Below are 16,115 nucleotides of genomic sequence, written 5' to 3' on the forward strand. Positions count from 1 at the left end.
AGTATAATATAATTATACGCCATATATGGCGGTTATTTTTTAGGAGGTTGTTTAATTGAAAGGTACAGTAAAATGGTTTAACGCAGAAAAAGGTTATGGTTTTCTTCAAGTAGAAGGCGGCGAAGATGTATTCGTACACTTCTCAGCAATTCAAGGTGACGGATTCAAAACTTTGGACGAAGGTCAAGAAGTAGAATTCGATATCACTGATGGTAATCGTGGACCGCAAGCTGAAAACGTAGTAAAATTATAAGAAACAGCAATGACAGTTAAGCTGTCTGCTACAAATATATAATTTACTTGGCAAGCCCTTGCAAGAGTGGTTACCAACTTATAGAACACAGTTCTTTCGAGAACTGTGTTTTTTTACAAATATAAGAATTTATAAGCTACGCAACTATAATATCTTTATATTTCTACGAGAAACGGTTGTCATCTTTAAAGGATGACAACGTCGTTTCTTCTTGGTTTAATTGACATCAACATAGATGAAAAGGTCTCTGCATTCCCAATTGAAAGGGACAGCAAAGACCTTTTTTATATTTTTGAGTATCAGTAACGTTCTATTATAGTGAAGTTTTTTTGCTTCTTTTCTTGAAATAACGAATCGAATCTCGATTGGAATCCAATAAATGTTGTCCTAGAAAACCTATAAAGGCAAGAACACTGAAGCCCACAGCTACCATATAAAAGGTGGGGCGTCCCGCATCTTGATAGATCATTCCACCAAATGTACCACTAAGAAGTCCAGCTGCACTTGACCACACGACCGTATAGATTGCAAGACCGGTGGCCCGGAGCCGATCAGGAATAATCCGAGTGATATAACGGACAGATGTTACGAAAAAGACGCCGAATGATAGACTATGCATGGCTTGAATCGCGATCATCGAGCCTGGATGATCAGCGAGCGACATTAGTAGGAAACGAAGGGCATACATGAGACTTGCTAAGGCCAGCAAGGGCAGTTCTTTAAATCTGTCGCCGTATCTGCCCAGTATAAATAATACAGGGATTTCACTGAGTGCCGAAGCGAGCAATGCCCAACCGATCACTTCCTCACCAGCGCCTAGTTGCTTTAAACTGATGGTGAGAAAAGCTTCGTTCATTCTATGGCCCAGCGCGAGTACAAAGACACATCCAAAAAACCATAGTACCTCTTTTTGCAACAGAATATCTTTAAGCCCGTGCTCTTTCTTGCCGGATTCAGCGGTAAGATCTTCCTGTTTGGGAAGCTCCGGAGCAGGCTTTTTGACATCCTTTAGTCCAATTGTAATTAGAAGCGCGATTATAATGATAATTATACACAAGGTAAGACTCCAAGTAGCCCCTAAAGCTCTTAGAGTGTAACCGACTGTTAAAGCAAAGAAGGAATAGCCTAATGAGCCAAATACGCGAATTGAAATGAAGTTTCGCCCGTGTCGTTCCGCAATTTTGATTGCCATTGTATCAGCAAGCGGAAAAACAGGGTAATAGAAGAAGTAGAAAAAGGACAAAATAAGCATAACGGTAGAAAATTCGGTAGCTCTGGCTAATAGAAGTCCGGTTACTAATTGACCCGCAAGTAAAATAAACATGATCTTTCGAATGGTACCTAGCTTATCACTTATCATACTCCAGAAGAGATTGGATAGGATGGAGATGAGGGGGCCAAGGGAATACAAGTAGCCCACCTGAGAACTGCTAAATCCTAGATGTGTGTAGAATAAAGGAAAGTATGATACTACAAGAACGCTGGTGCCATAAATCGTAAATAGAAAGGAACGCAGCCAGTTTTGATCACTGTAAGGGCTGCCGGTCCGTTTTAAAAACATGAAATTGCACTCCTCTGAAATTGAAATACGCCTAGTATAGCATAAAGCAATAAGGAGAAGGACGTCATCTCAAAATGAGGGCTAAGTCTTTTCTTCTTGAATTGCGTTATTTCTGAATCTTTCATGATTTTACGAAAGTGATTTTGTTGTTTGTACAAATACGCCTGATCATATTATAATAAGTGGTGATTTGGATAAGGAGACAACAATGTGGAGGCACTATCATTGAGTGAATTAGAGCAAGGCCGTTACCTTAGCCCGCGTGGTCCATTAGGGCTTATGAACAGGGTCTATAAGTACGTGCTGCCTGAAGTGAGAGAATGTCTCCACTTCTGGCGCCAAGATGCGAATGGGATTCCCGATCCCGAGCTCCGGAAGCAAGCACTTGCCAGCATTGAGACGAAAGAGTTTCATTGCATAGGTGGAGGTATTTATGCCGCCGGCAATTTATCGATGAGACATATACTTATTCCGCTTATTGTTGCTTATCAAACTATCAGTGATTATCTAGATAACTTATGTGATCGCAGTACTTCGCTTGATCCTGCAGATTTCAGGCTGCTGCATCAATCTATGCTGGATGCCATTGATCCAAACGCTGATCCTGTTAATTATTATGCGCTTCGTGATGAACAGAATGACGGTGGATATTTGTACAGGCTGGTTCGAAAATGCCAAGAGATGATCTCATTGTTGCCAGGTTATGCCGCTGCTGCAGCGGAGATCCGTGATTTGGCAGTGCTGTATACAGATTTGCAGGTATATAAGCATATCCGCCCGGAGCTCAGGGAAATCGCCCTGAAGGAATGGTGGGAGCAGCAGGGAAGCCGTGCTCCGCATCTGCACTGGAACGAGTTTGCCGCTGCGACGGGCTCTACGTTAGGCGTATTCATGCTGTTTCTATCCGCTTGTGATCCGAAGCTAAGTAAATCTTCTTCGGAATCGATCCGTGCTGCGTACTTTCCACATGTGTGTGGTTTGCATATTATGCTGGATTATTTAATTGATCAGGAAGAGGACCGAGCAGGCGGTGATCTTAATTTCTGCAATTATTATGACGACACGGATACGATGCTAAGTCGCATCGCTTCCATGGTTGAGTGGGCCCGGAAGGATGTACGTGATCTTCCAGAGTCATCCATGCATCGTATGGTGATTGAGGGATTGCTGGCACTTTATTTATCTGATCCGAAAGTTAGCGAACAGCGGGAAGTTCGCACTGTGTCTAAGAGCCTAATGAGAGGAAGTCCGCTTACCAGGCTGTTCTTCTTCGCTAATAGCCGCTGGATACGCAATCGTTTTCTGTAACATTATTGCGAAGCTTCACCTATAAGAGGGATGGGGCATTGCACAACATTAAGGAGGAACAACAGAATGTCAAAAATCAAAAAAATTGCAGTACTGACTAGTGGTGGAGATTCACAAGGTATGAACGCCGCTGTTCGTGCGGTTGTAAGAAGCGCACTTTATTTCGGTATCGAAGTCTATGGTGTGCAACGTGGATATCAAGGACTTCTGAATCGTGATATCTTCCCTATGGATCTTCGCAGTGTAGGCGACATTATTCAACGCGGAGGCACAATTCTGCAATCTGCAAGATGTCTGGAGTTCACAAAGCCAGAAGGTCAGCAAAAGGGCGCGGATATTCTTAATGAAATGGGCATCGATGGCTTAGTTGTTATCGGTGGAGATGGTTCTTATAAAGGCGCTAATAAACTAAGTAAACTCGGTATCAAGACGATGGCTTTGCCGGGAACTATTGATAATGATATTTCCTACACGGACTACACCATTGGGTTTGATACAGCGGTTGGTGTCGTTGTAGACGCCATTAACAAGCTGCGTGACACTATGTCCTCCCATGAGCGTTCTTCAATTGTAGAAGTTATGGGACGTCACTGTGGAGATATCGCGCTACATGCGGGTCTGGCTTCTGGAGCAGAAACGATTCTTGTACCAGAAATGCCATATGACTTGAATGAAGTTGCTGATCGGATGCGCGACAACTTTATCAGAGGTAAACGTCACAGTATCGTAATTGTTGCAGAGGGCGTAGGTAAAGGTGAAGATGTGGCACAAGCGCTGAAAGATCGTCATGCTTCCCTGGATGCACGTGTTACTGTACTTGGACATATTCAACGTGGAGGAACACCAACCCCTGGAGACCGGAACCTCGCTAGCCGTCTTGGCGATTTTGCCGTACGTAAGCTAATTGAAGGTGAATCCGATAAAGCCTGCGGTATCATCAAGGGTGAACTAGCCCTTACAGATATCGATCTTGTAGTGAATACGAAGAAGGACTTTGACGTAGAGTTGTACGAGCTTGCATCCCGTCTTTCTCAATAATTAACTACACATACAAAAGGAACAGTTGCGAGATTCGCACTGTTCCTTTTTTTTGTGTACTATTTATTATTTATGATGTGGTTGAGCGTCTGCATATTGTGTGGCATAACGACGTTGAACTTTGACAAGCCGAGACATGAGCAGTGTGGCGCCGATGGCAAGGCCGGTGATAAGTCCGATCCAATAACCGTATGCCCCTAAATCTGTGTAGGTCGCAAGCACATAACCAGTAGGAAGCCCTATAACCCAATAAGCTATAAAGCAAATAATGAAGGCGGGGTTAACATCCTTATATCCACGAAGTGCCCCTTGTGTAGGTGTGGCAATAGCATCAGAGATCTGGAAGAAGATCGCATAGATCAAGAAGTGCTGAATTAAAGAAATGACATCAGGCTCATCAGAGTATAAACCAGCTACATGGTGTCCAGCAAATAAGAGCAGGAGTGCTGTTGCCAGCGAGAGTATAGCCGCAAGTCCAATTCCCATTATGGCATATTGACGAGCATCCTTTTGTCTGCCAGATCCAGTCTCAAAGCCGACGAGAATGGTAAGGCTAATGCAGATACTGAGCGGAATCATATATAACGTTGTCGCAAAATTGATTGCGGCTTGATGAGCTGCAATCGTTACGGTATCGAACCGACTCATCAATAAGGTTACAGCGGAGAAGACCGCTGTTTCAAAAAAAATCGAGAAGCCGATAGGCACACCGATCTTTAGTAGGTCTTTGAAGCTTTTTAGCGATATAAAGTAGAACTTTCGAAAGATTCTAAGATTTACAAATGGTTCGGATCGATAAATGAAGAGCAGGGCGACCGAAAATATTACCCAGTAGGTGATGGCTGAAGCCACACCAGCTCCAACACCGCCAAGACGAGGGAATCCGAATTTCCCGAAGATCAGCAAGTAGTTCAAGCCAACATTGACGGGCAGAGCTATTAGTGTGATAAACATGGACACGCGTGTTTGCCCCAGAGCGTCTATACAACTACGGAGAACCGTATATCCAAACAATGGGATAATTCCGAAGGAGATAGCGCTAAGAAAACGGAATGCAACATCTCTTACAGTCGGCTCCAAATTCATAAAATTAAGGATAGGTGACAAGGCGAGGCTGCCGATTAGTAAAACAATTACAGAGACGATCAGTGATAACCAGATTCCCTGTGTGACTTGATAGGCTACATCCTTATCCTTCTTGCTTCCAATGAGCTGGGAGACAATGGGGGTGATCCCCATAAGAATCCCGCTTAAACCCGTTTGGATAGGAATCCAGAGACTGGTCCCTATTGCGACACCTGCCAGATCGGCTGTACCAAATTTACCCGACATGTTTGTATCAAAGAAGGTTATGGCTGATAAAGCAATCTGTGTAACTAGAATTGGAAATAAAATATGAAAAAATTGTCCTGCTTTTTGTTTTAAAGAGGTGGTTTGTATCATAGTTCTTTGCCTCATTCTTTGTTGGTTTTCAATGATTACGGCAAAAGTTCCTTTTCTCTCCATTAAAAGACCCGGCAGACGCCGGGTCTTTATCTAAATATAAGAATAAGGGCTGTAAACATTATTTCTCATAATCGACGTCGGCGGTATAGCGATTATTGGCGTTCCAGAGTAGAAACTCCTCCACATTTTCATCTTTTAAAGCGCGGATTTGATCTTCCACCTGTTTTTTGCCGTATTTAATATAATGACCGCTTCCGAGCCAGCTTGCTGTAAAGTCTTGAATCCAAGGACGAATAACGGGTTTGTAGCTGCCGAGTGGATCAAGCTTCTTATGTGTATCAACCATGGAGCCTTTGATGGTAGCATATGGATCTAAGTCAGGCTCTTTCACTCCAAACCATCCAGTTGAATAATGACTTGGATATATCATCGGACTGATGACATCCACATTCTTGGAGATTTTAACAAAGTCTTGTCCAATGCCTTCAGCAGGGGCAGATGCAGCATATCCAAAAATATCTACGGATACACGAACACCTAGTGGAGCAAGCTCTGCTTTGGCATATTTCACAAAATTAGAAATGATATCTACGCGAGAATCGCTGGATTTAGTGTATTTAAGTGTATCTGAACGTTTTTCGAATCCTTCAGGAAAGCGCACGTAGTCGAATTGAATTTCTTTAAAGCCGAGTTTAACAGCTTCTTTGGCAATATCGACATTGTATTTCCAGACATCTTCATTATAAGGGTTAACAAAACTATCGCCGCCTTTATTCTTCCAAACTGAGCCGTCTGCATTAACAAAGGATAATTGCGTATTCTTTTTGGCGAGTATAGAGTCCTTAAAGACAACAATTCGAGCAATAGGATAAACATCATGTTTGTTCAATCTTTCCATCAGTTTGTTGATATCGCCAATAAAGGGCTGAGGGTTACCCAGTTTCTGAAGTTCTGGATTATCGGTCTTATACGTGATATAACCAGCATCATCCTTAATATCGATGACCATAGAATTTAGTTCAGTCTGGTCGAGCAAAGAAAGAAGCTTTTCCATTCGTTCTCCACCTGCACTGTATGCGGTAACATAGATGCCTTTTACTTTCGGTGCACCTGGCTGAGGATCTGCGTGTAACATACTTTGTGAGTCGTTTGTCTCAGATGTAGCATTTGGAGCTGGGGTAGTAACATTTGAATTATTGTTTTGCCCAGCAATAATGGGGGGATTCATGGCGGACTTCAATACGATTGCCACTTCAGCGTCATGTTGGTTCTGTTGCACCCCTACACTTCCCAAGGCCATCATCAGTAGAGCCCAGGTGATGTTCATTCGTATTCTCTCCCTTTATGTACTTTCCCTAAATTATAAAAAGAACGGCTGCTCCCCAAAAGAACAATGTTGGCTCAGATGGGGTCTGAAAAACCATCCTTGTTGTTTATAACCGGGACGCACAGATTCTAAACGTTTTGATTAAAAAGTAAATGCCGCCTTAAATCGGCAACATGGCCGAACCTAAGGCGGCAACTATCAAGACTTCTCTTGCGGCTTACTCATTGAAGATACGCAGAATTCTGATGTTCACAGATACTGTAATGGATGATATCCATGGCATCTGCAGGGTCTAGAATACTAAGCCCGTCACGCAGAACGATTACGGAATTTAATTCGTTCTGTTTGAGAAACGGCATCATATCAGGATACCACCTCATGACGATTGCTGACAGCTTTACCGTTTCCATTTCCACAAAAATCACCCTTTCCTTTTTCGATAGGTCTGAATGGAATTCAGTGTTCATCGGAAAACGAAGTGCTTGGAAAAAAGAGGGGTAAATCTCAATCTTTATGAAATTGTTAGGGTTCTGCCTGATTATAATATATCACAATTCTGTGATTGGTGCATTTTCCAATTAAAGGACTTTCATTACCGAATTATCTTTTTCGGAAGGAACCCATAACGCCGACCGTTTCGACAATATTTACAAAAGCTTGAGGATCTGTCGTGCGGATAATACGTTGCAGCTCAGCAAGTTCGTAGCGGGTTGTTACTGTCATTAGCATATCCTTTTCAACAAGAGAATAAGCGCCTTCTGTTTTAATCTTTGTGACACCACGCTGAAGTCCTATTAGATGCTGAAGGAGCTCGTCTGTACGATTTGTTACTATATATACGGTTACCTTTAAATGGCTGATATGAATCATGTCCAGTACCTTACCGGTTACGTATATAGATACCATCGATGCAAGTGCCAAGTTCCAGTTGTTATCAAAATATGCTGCGGCTAGGATAACGAGTCCATTTAAGCTTACCATCACATTTCCAACTGGGAAATCACGGAATTTAGTGATGATTGAACCCAGAATATCAAAACCTCCGGATGAACCACCTGCGCGGAAGGAAAAACCACAGCCGATACCGACCAACACTCCGCCGAATACAGAAGAAAGCAGCATATCAGTGGCTACCAGATATTCTGGAATGATCGTCATGAACCAGGTTGTTGCCACAACGGATAACATGCTTAGCATAATAAATCTCCGACCCAGCTGGAACCAACCAGCTACAAGTAGAGGGATATTAAAGAGAAAGTATAACAAGCTTATGTTTATTGGAGTAAAGTAACCCACTAACATGGAAAGCCCAGATACTCCTCCGCTGAGTAAGCGATGAGGGATCAGAAAAAGATTAAATCCACTGGCAATCAGCGCTGCTCCAAAAATAACTGCAATACAATTCCAAATCTGTCTTAACAAGCAAATCCACCTCTATAAATAAATTTAAAATAAACCATGAAAGCAATGAAAAGAAAGGAACCCACTGGTATTCCTACTTAGAGTTGTGATATAATGTATAGGATATTCTTGAGTAGGACGTTACAATGGTATTTTTGCATTGCATCGGATGTAAAGCTACAGTTGCTCAGGTACAATGAAGTACCTGATGATAGGGAGGCTTTTCGTCCCAAAAGCGCTATATCATGCATGAAATAAGAGCATGATTGGACAGCATATAAATGTGTTTACCGCTACTTAAGAATACAGACAAGCATGTGGAATGTCCACTGTATAGAAGGAGCATGAATAATTTGAAAACATTCGCAGAATTTGGCTTGGAGCCAAAAGTGCTACAAGCAATCACAGAGTTAGGATTTGAGGAGGCAACACCGATACAGGAGCAGTCAATTCCATTGGCATTGACTGGGTCGGATCTGATCGGTCAAGCACAGACTGGTACTGGTAAGACTGCTGCTTTTGGTATCCCCCTCATCTCAAAGATTAATCGCGAAGACGAAAAAATCCTGGCACTAATTATGGCACCAACACGTGAGTTGGCCATTCAAGTATCAGAAGAAATCGGTAAGCTAAGCCGTTTTAAAGGTCTTCGTTCGTTGGCAATTTATGGCGGACAAGATATTGGTCGCCAAATCCGTGGTCTAAAGAAGAAACCACAAATCATTATTGGTACACCAGGACGTTTGCTTGACCATATCAACCGTAAAACCATTCGCTTGGATGATGTTCAAACTGTTGTATTGGATGAAGCAGATGAAATGCTGGATATGGGCTTTATGGAAGATATTCAGACGATCCTCAAACTCGTTCCTGAAGAGCGTCAAACTATGTTGTTCTCGGCTACAATGCCTCCAAACATTCAACGTCTTGCACAGCAATTCCTGAACAACCCGCAACATGTCTCCGTTATTCCGAAACAAATCAGTGCTCCGCTGATTGATCAAGCGTATGTTGAAGTACCTGAACGTCAAAAGTTCGAAGCGCTTAGCCGTTTGATTGATATGGAATCTCCTGAGCTTGCTATCGTATTCGGACGTACGAAACGCCGGGTTGATGAGCTTGCAGAAGCTTTGCAAAAACGTGGATACTCTGCTGATGGATTGCATGGTGACTTGTCACAGAACCAACGTGATGCAGTAATGCGTAAATTCCGCGATGGCAGCATTGATGTGCTGGTAGCTACTGACGTAGCGGCTCGTGGTCTGGACGTATCAGGCGTTACACACGTAATTAACTTTGACTTGCCACAAGATCCAGAAAGCTATGTACACCGTATCGGTCGTACAGGTCGCGCTGGTAAAGAAGGTACAGCTTGGTCTTTCGTTACTCCACGCGAAATGGATCATCTGCATTTGATCGAACGCGTTACTCGTCACCGTATTACTCGTAAACCATTGCCAACTATGGCTGAGGCTATTGAAGGTAAACAACGCGTAACAGCAGAGCGTTTGCTTGAGATGGTTGAGAGCGGTGAATTGAACGAGTACAAAGGTATTTCTATTCAGTTGCTTGAGCAATATGATTCCGTTCAATTGCTGTCGGCTGCAATGAAGCTTTTGACTGGTGATAAGAAGGATTCCGCAATTGAATTGACTCCTGAAGATCCAATCCGTGCTAAACGTCGTGGTGGTAAGAACGACATTCGCAGCGGCCGCAAACCTAATGGTGGGTATGGCGGAAACCGTGGGACTTCCGGTGGCAGCACTGGTGGATACCGTGGTAATCGCGACAACAACGGTGGTGGTAGTCGTGGTGGATACAGCAGCGGTGGCAGTGGCAGTAACTATGGTAGCGGCAGTGGCGGTTATGGCGGCGGCTATAAAGGCAACCGTGATGGAGCAAGCCGTGACGGTGGTGCGAACCGTAGTAGCGCTGATCGCAAGCCATCTACTCGTCCAAGCAGCACAAGCACACGTCCAGCAAAACGTGAAGATTTCGATAATTAATACCTGATCAGAACCCGAGGGTGATGATTTACCAAAATACCAAGAAGACGAGATACCGAATAGCGGTTCTCGTCTTCTTTTTGTTGAAATATTAGGATGTTTATTGAGTTAGCGGTTTATACGAAAGTACGAGTGATGATAACGAGCAGGATGAACAATACGAGGATCGTGCCAGTTCTCCTTTAGAATGAGGTGATTTTGGCAATTTTTATACTTTAAATCCCAATATATGGACTTTGTAGACTTAATGTATAGACGATGACCTAGAATTCAGAAAGTTGGGCTATGGAAAAGAGGAGGGCAAATGAGGTATAGTTAAGATAAGTAGTATGCAAGAGACAGAGGAGGAAGGGAATTGGAGTTTAAAGGAGCAATGGGCGGTTTATACCGCATCACAGAATGGATTACACGTATCGCAGCTAGTAATATCTTATGGGCACTATGTTCCGCCCCGTTTTTGTTTTTTGGTGTGATGAAGATGATTATGTTAGGGACAAGCACGGGCGGTGTAAATGAGCAGCTCACATTGAACTGGGCAATGGGGATTTTGGCACCATTTACAGTATTTCCTGCTTCAGCGGCATTATTTACCGTAGTACGCAAATGGGTTATGGGGAATACGGATGTAGGGACTTTTCGTACATTTTTTCAGGGGTATAAAGAGAATTATTTAAAGAGTATGCTCGGAGGAGTCATCTATACATTGATGTTCGTTATTATGTACGTCGATGTAACGGTTTACATGACACAAATGCCTGACTTCAGAATTGTTGGTATTTTGATGTTAGTGCTCATGATTATTTTGTCAGTGTCTATGTTTAACTTCTTTTCCATTGTCGTTCATTATCAAATGAGCTTTAAACAAGTGATGACGAACTCATTTTTGCTGACTATAGCACGTCCAATTCGCGTGTTCTCAACTTTGATTGCAGCTGCAGTTCTTGTTTATATTGGTCTGAGATATCCAGCGCTGTATTTCATCTGTATTCCAACGTTGATTGCGATGGCTGCTTTCTTTAACTTCTATGCTACCTATAACAAACTGCAATTGCAGGTGGAGCAGAAGAAACTGAAAGAGCAAGAAGAGCAAGAAGCTGCTTTGAATAATCAAGATGATGAAGACGACGATGAAGACGATTATGAAGACGATGTTGAGAATAAAGATATAAAACGTATTTAATAAAAGACGAGCATTGAGCATTGGAAATCATCAGGTATTTAATTCCAATGTAAAATAAAGCGCATACAGGTTTACTTTTTCGTTAAAACGCAATATAATAATAACAAATCCTGCGATGTTCGTTACGGTTGCTCGTTGTTTTGAACCAATGATAATGTCTTGGGAGATCTACACGAAGCGCAGCTGAACAGCCCTGTCTATATGACCTGGGGAATTCAAAAACGTTTTCTGCGGTCACCCACCTGCTATAGCAGGTTCAGAAGACACTGTAGCCGGACGGCATAAGCGGGTTTTCTATTGTTTAGGCCAAAGCGCCCTGTTTCCCGTGAAAGTTGGGAGCGGGCGCTTTTTTGTATGTCTGGAACAAGAAGAAAGTGAGCAATACCCTTTTGTTCCTGAGACAAGAGTGTTACACTTAGAATAATGAACTTGGGATTTGTAGAGGGGGAAGAATTTTGTCGTTAAAAAGAACCTTGGTCGGTTTATTCCGCAGTCATGATGGAACAAGCGACCGCGCAAAAGATCCGACATTAAAAACGCGTTATTACAATCTAACGAAAGACAAAGCTTGGGAGGAAGTTTCATCAACGCTTAAGAAAGTTCCTGGATTCAAGGTGCTTCATGAAGTGGAGTCAGTAGGTGAGATTACACTAGAGAAGAGAACGGCATTCGGCCGTACACTGGACATTACTGTCTCAGTGCTCAATACCACGCCTGTACGTTGTGGCGTAGATATGTACTCAGCATCTAGAGGTTCGCTAGGCGATCTGGGTGCTAACTACCGTGTTATTCAGCGGTTGTATGCGTCTTTGGACAAAAAATTAGGAAAACACAAAGCGGACTAATTTTCAGAGATCCGTAAAAACCTTCTTACTTAGGGATAGTATGAATGCGTTTACGTAAACGATCAGCTGCTCTGAATGTTATCGATAAATCTTTCTATTACAAAAAAAGCGGGAGAAGGATGGACCTTCTTCCGCTTTTTTCAAAATATAAGAAAGTATAAGTTTTATACCTATACCTTATGTCTTATATTTCTCGCATAAACGCTTGTCGTCCCTTATAAGGACGACAAAGGCATTTATGCTTGCAGTGATAAGTAAGTATTGTCGTAAATTGCTACTGATCTACTGCCCTTTAGAATTAGAGCAGCTCCTTCACAGCAGCTATAGCATCTTCATAATTAGGGTGCTCAGTCATTTCACTCAAATATTCAACATAGGTGAGTGTGTTGCTCTTGTCTAGTACAAAAATAGAACGCATATCTAACCGGAATTCATTGATTAGAACACCATAAGCTTGTCCGAATGAGGCTGCTTTGTGATCGGATAGAGTAATTACGCGATCGATACCTGCAGCGCCACACCAGCGGGCTTGAGCGAATGGTAGGTCCATACTAACCGTGAGGATAACTACATCGTCACCCAGCTCTGCAGCTTCGCTATTGAATCGGCGCGTCTGTGCATCACATACACCAGTATCTAGAGAAGGGACAACACTGATCAGCTTGATTTTACCGGCATAATCACTAAGAGACACTTCTTCCAGTAGATTCTTACTAAGAACAAAATCGGGGGCGGGATCACCAGCTGTAAGCTTGGGTCCTACGAGAGTAATGGGGTTGCCTTTGAAAGTAGCTACGCCTGTTCTTTCTTGCGTCATATCCTTGTTTTCCTCCTCGAATTGTAATATTGGCTCTTACTGCCACAATAAATTATAATCTTATTTACAGGGAGTTGTCCAACAAGGCAAGATATAAACGTAAAGGGATGGGTGTAATGATATTTATACGGTATGAAAATTGGAAAAGTTATCTCCGGTATTACCCGGTAACATGTCTTCTCATAGTGGCTAACGTGATCATGTTTATCCTCATGACGTTCAATGGAGGATCAACTAATATTCAAACGCTTGTTGATTTTGGTGCTATAGTTGATGTTAGTCCATTTAAAGAGGAACTATGGCGCTATGTGGCGGCTATTTTTTTACATAATGGGTTTTCCCATCTATTCTTTAATAGCTTTACTCTGCTGGTGTTTGCACCGCCTCTGGAGCGCCTGCTTGGCTGGTGGCGATATGCTATTCTTTATGTGGTGGGTGGAGTTCTTGCGAATGTTCTAACGATTGCGATCAGCAGTCGCTCAGCATTAGGGGTAGGCACGGTATCAGTAGGTGCTTCTGGAGCGATCTACGCCGTTTATGGCGCATTTTTATACATTGCTGTTATTCAACGGGCGATGATGGACGAAGGCTCGCGAAAGACATTATTCGGATTGTTAGTAATCGGGATAATTATGTCGTTTGCAACACCGAATGTGAATTGGGTTGCACATATCGGAGGTTTGGTTTCAGGCTTTTTCCTATATGGACTTATTATTCGTATATTTAATAAAAGCCTAAGACAGGGGCGATGATGGAGTGGAGCTAAGACAGCTGCAATATTTTCTAAAGGTAGCCCAAAAAGAACATGTAACAAGAGCGGCGGAGGAACTTCATGTAGCGCAATCTGCGGTAAGTCGTCAGATTCATCAGTTGGAGCAAGAGCTTGGGGTTGACTTGTTCATGCAAAAAGGGCGTAATTTGCAGCTAACGCCAGTTGGACAGCTCTTTTGCAAGCGGGTGGATAGTATCCTTAAGGAGTTGGAACATTCGGTAAATGAAGTGCATGAATTTCTGGATCCGGAGCGTGGGGAGATTCGTATTGGATTTCCTCACAGCCTTGGCACGCATCTTATTCCCACTATCGTTGCAGAATTCCGCCAGTACTATCCCCATGTTAAGTTTCGTTTTAAGCAGGGGTCGTACCCTTCTTTGATAAAAGATGTATTGTCTGGTGAGGTGGATTTAACATTTATTTCGCCTTTTCCGGAAAACGATGAGCATGTCTCAGGGGATATTGTTATGACTGAAGAGTTATTTGCAATACTTCCACAGAATCATCGGCTGGCAGGAGAGTCAGAGATCCGTTTGGAACAGCTTCAAAAAGAAAAGTTTGTTCTGTTCAGTCAGGGTTATTCTCTGAGACCGATCGTTTGGCAAGCATGCCTGCAGGCTGGATTTCAACCGCAAATTGCATTTGAAGGTGGGGAGACCGATACCATTCGTGGTTTAGTGGCGGCAGGGATGGGTGTAAGCCTTCTTCCGGAGATGGCGTTCTATCAGACGAATCCTCTCCAGCCGGCTCAGGTAAGGGTTGTTGAGCCTGCTGTGACGAGGACGGTTGGTTTGATTTATCGAACAGATAGTAAGTTGCCGCTGGTTGCGCGTTCGTTTCGGACTTTTTTGATATCCTATTTTAAAGCTAGACAAAACAATACCCCGGTTGGCTCTTAGCCTTCCGGGGTTTCTTTTTGTGCTGTGATTTGTATTAGTCGCGGTTACCTAAAAAGACGGTAATCAAACGAAGCAGTTCGAGTAAGGATACTAGTGCGGCGGCGACGTATGTTAATGCAGCTGCATTTAGGACTTTGGCTACTCCGCGTTCCTCTTCGTTACGAATGTAGCCTTGCTCTACCATGACTTGGCGTGCCCGGTTGCTGGCATTGAACTCAACTGGCAGTGTCACAAGCTGGAAGGCAACAGCGGCCGAGAAGAAGATGATACCAAGGCCTACAAGGTTAAAGTAACCGAATATGAATCCTGCCATAAGCATGAATGGTGCTATGCCTGATGCGAAATTAACTACTGGGAACATCCTGTGACGGAGTGTTAACATAGGATAACTAACTTTATGCTGAATGGCGTGACCCACTTCGTGACAAGCGACAGATACTGCTGCGATAGAACTCTCATAATAAACAGGCTCTGATAAGCGTACAACTCTGTGAATCGGATCATAATGGTCAGAAAGCGTACCTCTTACAGGCTCAATCGGAACATCGTGAAGTCCGTTTGCGTCGAGCATGCGTCTAGCTGCTTCATATCCTGTCAGACCGTTCAAGTTGGCCACCTTGGACCATTTGCTGAATGTCCCTTTAACTCTGAACTGGGCCCATAATGAAAAGATAAAGGCGATAATTACTAATAGATACATCATAGCTGCATTCCTCCACTGTATTGTAAATATGGTATTTACATTGGCGGTCCTTGCGTAAGCAATAGAAGCCGAATCGCCTCCATGCAGGCCACTCCTTGTGGGAGTAAGTTAGAGAGCGCGCGTCTGGCCTGTCCCGGCTTCAGACCGCTTATAATTGGTTCAAGTGCCTTTACTTCACGTTCTAGTCGCTGCATATGCTGCTCAAGCTCGACTAATTTATCAGATACGTCAGTTTCAGGAGTAGCCTCGCTCCATTTGCTCATCATGGATTTGATTTCTTCCAATGAATACTTGTCATGCTTTAATTGATTAATACGTTCTAAGGTGACCAAGGTTTCATAACTGTAAAGTCGGTAATTTTTGGTGCTTCTTGACTCTGGGGAGATTAACCCCAATTTCGTGTAATAATCAATGGTACGCTCACTGATGTGAGCAGCCTTAGCTAATTCTCCGATTCGATATAGAATCATATCCCCATGCTACCTCGCCTCACTAATCGAATTCGACTGTCCATAAAGGGTAGTCATCTCCTATATTGGTGGTTTCTATTATGCTATCT

Annotated in this window: 16 protein-coding genes and 1 other RNA gene; 9 read left to right on the forward strand and 8 right to left on the reverse strand. The window is 43.1% G+C overall.

Features of this window, described 5'->3' with window-relative positions; translation table 11 throughout:
• Positions 1 to 55: 55 nt before the first annotated feature.
• Positions 56 to 253, forward strand: coding sequence for a cold shock domain-containing protein (locus MHH52_RS09685; protein ID WP_283911224.1), 198 nt, complete (start codon positions 56 to 58; stop codon positions 251 to 253).
• Between the two features lie 313 nt (positions 254 to 566).
• Here MHH52_RS09685 and MHH52_RS09690 read toward each other — a convergent pair whose 3' ends face one another.
• Positions 567 to 1,814, reverse strand: coding sequence for an MFS transporter (locus MHH52_RS09690; RefSeq protein WP_340008216.1), 1,248 nt, complete (start codon positions 1,812 to 1,814; stop codon positions 567 to 569).
• Positions 1,815 to 2,039: 225 nt separating this feature from the next.
• Between MHH52_RS09690 and MHH52_RS09695 the strand changes: the two genes are divergently transcribed.
• Positions 2,040 to 3,122: a tetraprenyl-beta-curcumene synthase family protein gene (locus tag MHH52_RS09695; protein ID WP_340008218.1), complete on the forward strand. Its 1,083-nt coding sequence runs from the start codon at positions 2,040 to 2,042 to the stop codon at positions 3,120 to 3,122.
• A gap of 66 nt (positions 3,123 to 3,188) precedes the next feature.
• Positions 3,189 to 4,160: a 6-phosphofructokinase gene (gene pfkA, locus MHH52_RS09700; RefSeq protein ID WP_340008220.1), complete on the forward strand. Its 972-nt coding sequence runs from the start codon at positions 3,189 to 3,191 to the stop codon at positions 4,158 to 4,160.
• A gap of 66 nt (positions 4,161 to 4,226) precedes the next feature.
• On the opposite strand, the gene MHH52_RS09705 is transcribed toward pfkA, so the two are convergent.
• The 4 genes from MHH52_RS09705 to MHH52_RS09720 form a co-directional block, all read right to left on the reverse strand.
• A complete protein-coding gene (locus MHH52_RS09705; RefSeq protein WP_340008221.1) occupies positions 4,227 to 5,603 on the reverse strand; it encodes an MATE family efflux transporter in 1,377 nt (458 codons plus the stop codon).
• A gap of 121 nt (positions 5,604 to 5,724) precedes the next feature.
• On the reverse strand, positions 5,725 to 6,933 hold the full coding sequence (locus MHH52_RS09710) for a putative glycoside hydrolase (protein WP_340008222.1): 1,209 nt from the start codon (positions 6,931 to 6,933) through the stop codon (positions 5,725 to 5,727).
• Between the two features lie 221 nt (positions 6,934 to 7,154).
• Positions 7,155 to 7,343, reverse strand: a complete 189-nt coding sequence (locus tag MHH52_RS09715; RefSeq protein ID WP_340009577.1) for a hypothetical protein — start codon at positions 7,341 to 7,343, stop codon at positions 7,155 to 7,157.
• A 190-nt stretch (positions 7,344 to 7,533) separates the two neighbouring features.
• Positions 7,534 to 8,355 (reverse strand): YitT family protein, encoded by an 822-nt coding sequence (locus MHH52_RS09720; protein WP_313639047.1) that lies wholly within the window; start codon positions 8,353 to 8,355, stop codon positions 7,534 to 7,536.
• Between the two features lie 332 nt (positions 8,356 to 8,687).
• On the opposite strand from MHH52_RS09720, the gene MHH52_RS09725 reads away from it, so the two are divergent.
• The 4 genes from MHH52_RS09725 to MHH52_RS09740 all read left to right on the forward strand — a co-directional run bounded on the left by MHH52_RS09725 (position 8,688) and on the right by MHH52_RS09740 (position 12,365).
• Positions 8,688 to 10,340 (forward strand): DEAD/DEAH box helicase, encoded by a 1,653-nt coding sequence (locus tag MHH52_RS09725; protein WP_313639076.1) that lies wholly within the window; start codon positions 8,688 to 8,690, stop codon positions 10,338 to 10,340.
• A gap of 355 nt (positions 10,341 to 10,695) precedes the next feature.
• The gene (locus MHH52_RS09730) at positions 10,696 to 11,520 is read left to right on the forward strand and encodes a DUF624 domain-containing protein (RefSeq protein WP_340008223.1); all 825 of its coding nucleotides are present in this window, start codon (positions 10,696 to 10,698) and stop codon (positions 11,518 to 11,520) included.
• Positions 11,521 to 11,624: 104 nt separating this feature from the next.
• Positions 11,625 to 11,816, forward strand: a non-coding RNA gene (gene ssrS, locus MHH52_RS09735) — 6S RNA.
• 159 nt (positions 11,817 to 11,975) lie between these two features.
• Positions 11,976 to 12,365: a DUF1499 domain-containing protein gene (locus MHH52_RS09740; protein ID WP_340008224.1), complete on the forward strand. Its 390-nt coding sequence runs from the start codon at positions 11,976 to 11,978 to the stop codon at positions 12,363 to 12,365.
• Positions 12,366 to 12,663: 298 nt separating this feature from the next.
• Here MHH52_RS09740 and tpx read toward each other — a convergent pair whose 3' ends face one another.
• Positions 12,664 to 13,182, reverse strand: coding sequence for a thiol peroxidase (gene tpx, locus MHH52_RS09745; RefSeq protein ID WP_313639049.1), 519 nt, complete (start codon positions 13,180 to 13,182; stop codon positions 12,664 to 12,666).
• 116 nt (positions 13,183 to 13,298) lie between these two features.
• Here tpx and MHH52_RS09750 point away from each other — a divergent pair, with 116 nt between their 5' ends.
• Positions 13,299 to 13,934, forward strand: a complete 636-nt coding sequence (locus MHH52_RS09750; RefSeq protein ID WP_340008226.1) for a rhomboid family intramembrane serine protease — start codon at positions 13,299 to 13,301, stop codon at positions 13,932 to 13,934.
• Between the two features lie 4 nt (positions 13,935 to 13,938).
• Positions 13,939 to 14,853, forward strand: coding sequence for a LysR family transcriptional regulator (locus tag MHH52_RS09755; protein ID WP_313639051.1), 915 nt, complete (start codon positions 13,939 to 13,941; stop codon positions 14,851 to 14,853).
• Positions 14,854 to 14,887: 34 nt separating this feature from the next.
• Here MHH52_RS09755 and MHH52_RS09760 read toward each other — a convergent pair whose 3' ends face one another.
• Both MHH52_RS09760 and MHH52_RS09765 read right to left on the reverse strand, forming a co-directional pair.
• Positions 14,888 to 15,556 carry a zinc metallopeptidase gene (locus MHH52_RS09760; RefSeq protein ID WP_340008228.1) on the reverse strand — a complete coding sequence of 223 codons (669 nt, stop codon included), beginning with the start codon at positions 15,554 to 15,556 and terminating at the stop codon, positions 14,888 to 14,890.
• A gap of 35 nt (positions 15,557 to 15,591) precedes the next feature.
• Positions 15,592 to 16,026, reverse strand: coding sequence for a MerR family transcriptional regulator (locus tag MHH52_RS09765; RefSeq protein WP_340008229.1), 435 nt, complete (start codon positions 16,024 to 16,026; stop codon positions 15,592 to 15,594).
• Positions 16,027 to 16,115: the final 89 nt, after the last annotated feature.

Origin of the sequence: Paenibacillus sp. FSL K6-0276, assembly GCF_037977235.1 — a bacterium.
Classification (GTDB): domain Bacteria; phylum Bacillota; class Bacilli; order Paenibacillales; family Paenibacillaceae; genus Paenibacillus_AQ.

What these genes read in the sequence shown, in the direction of transcription:
- MHH52_RS09690 (WP_340008216.1), bottom strand. Translation starts at nt 1,814, where the DNA reads ATGTTTTTAAAACGGACCGGCAGCCCTTACAGTGATCAAAACTGGCTG.
- pfkA (WP_340008220.1), top strand. Translation starts at nt 3,189, where the DNA reads ATGTCAAAAATCAAAAAAATTGCAGTACTGACTAGTGGTGGAGATTCA.
- MHH52_RS09705 (WP_340008221.1), bottom strand. Translation starts at nt 5,603, where the DNA reads ATGATACAAACCACCTCTTTAAAACAAAAAGCAGGACAATTTTTTCAT.
- MHH52_RS09710 (WP_340008222.1), bottom strand. Translation starts at nt 6,933, where the DNA reads ATGAACATCACCTGGGCTCTACTGATGATGGCCTTGGGAAGTGTAGGG.
- MHH52_RS09715 (WP_340009577.1), bottom strand. Translation starts at nt 7,343, where the DNA reads ATGGAAACGGTAAAGCTGTCAGCAATCGTCATGAGGTGGTATCCTGAT.
- tpx (WP_313639049.1), bottom strand. Translation starts at nt 13,182, where the DNA reads ATGACGCAAGAAAGAACAGGCGTAGCTACTTTCAAAGGCAACCCCATT.
- MHH52_RS09750 (WP_340008226.1), top strand. Translation starts at nt 13,299, where the DNA reads ATGATATTTATACGGTATGAAAATTGGAAAAGTTATCTCCGGTATTAC.
- MHH52_RS09760 (WP_340008228.1), bottom strand. Translation starts at nt 15,556, where the DNA reads ATGATGTATCTATTAGTAATTATCGCCTTTATCTTTTCATTATGGGCC.
- MHH52_RS09765 (WP_340008229.1), bottom strand. Translation starts at nt 16,026, where the DNA reads ATGATTCTATATCGAATCGGAGAATTAGCTAAGGCTGCTCACATCAGT.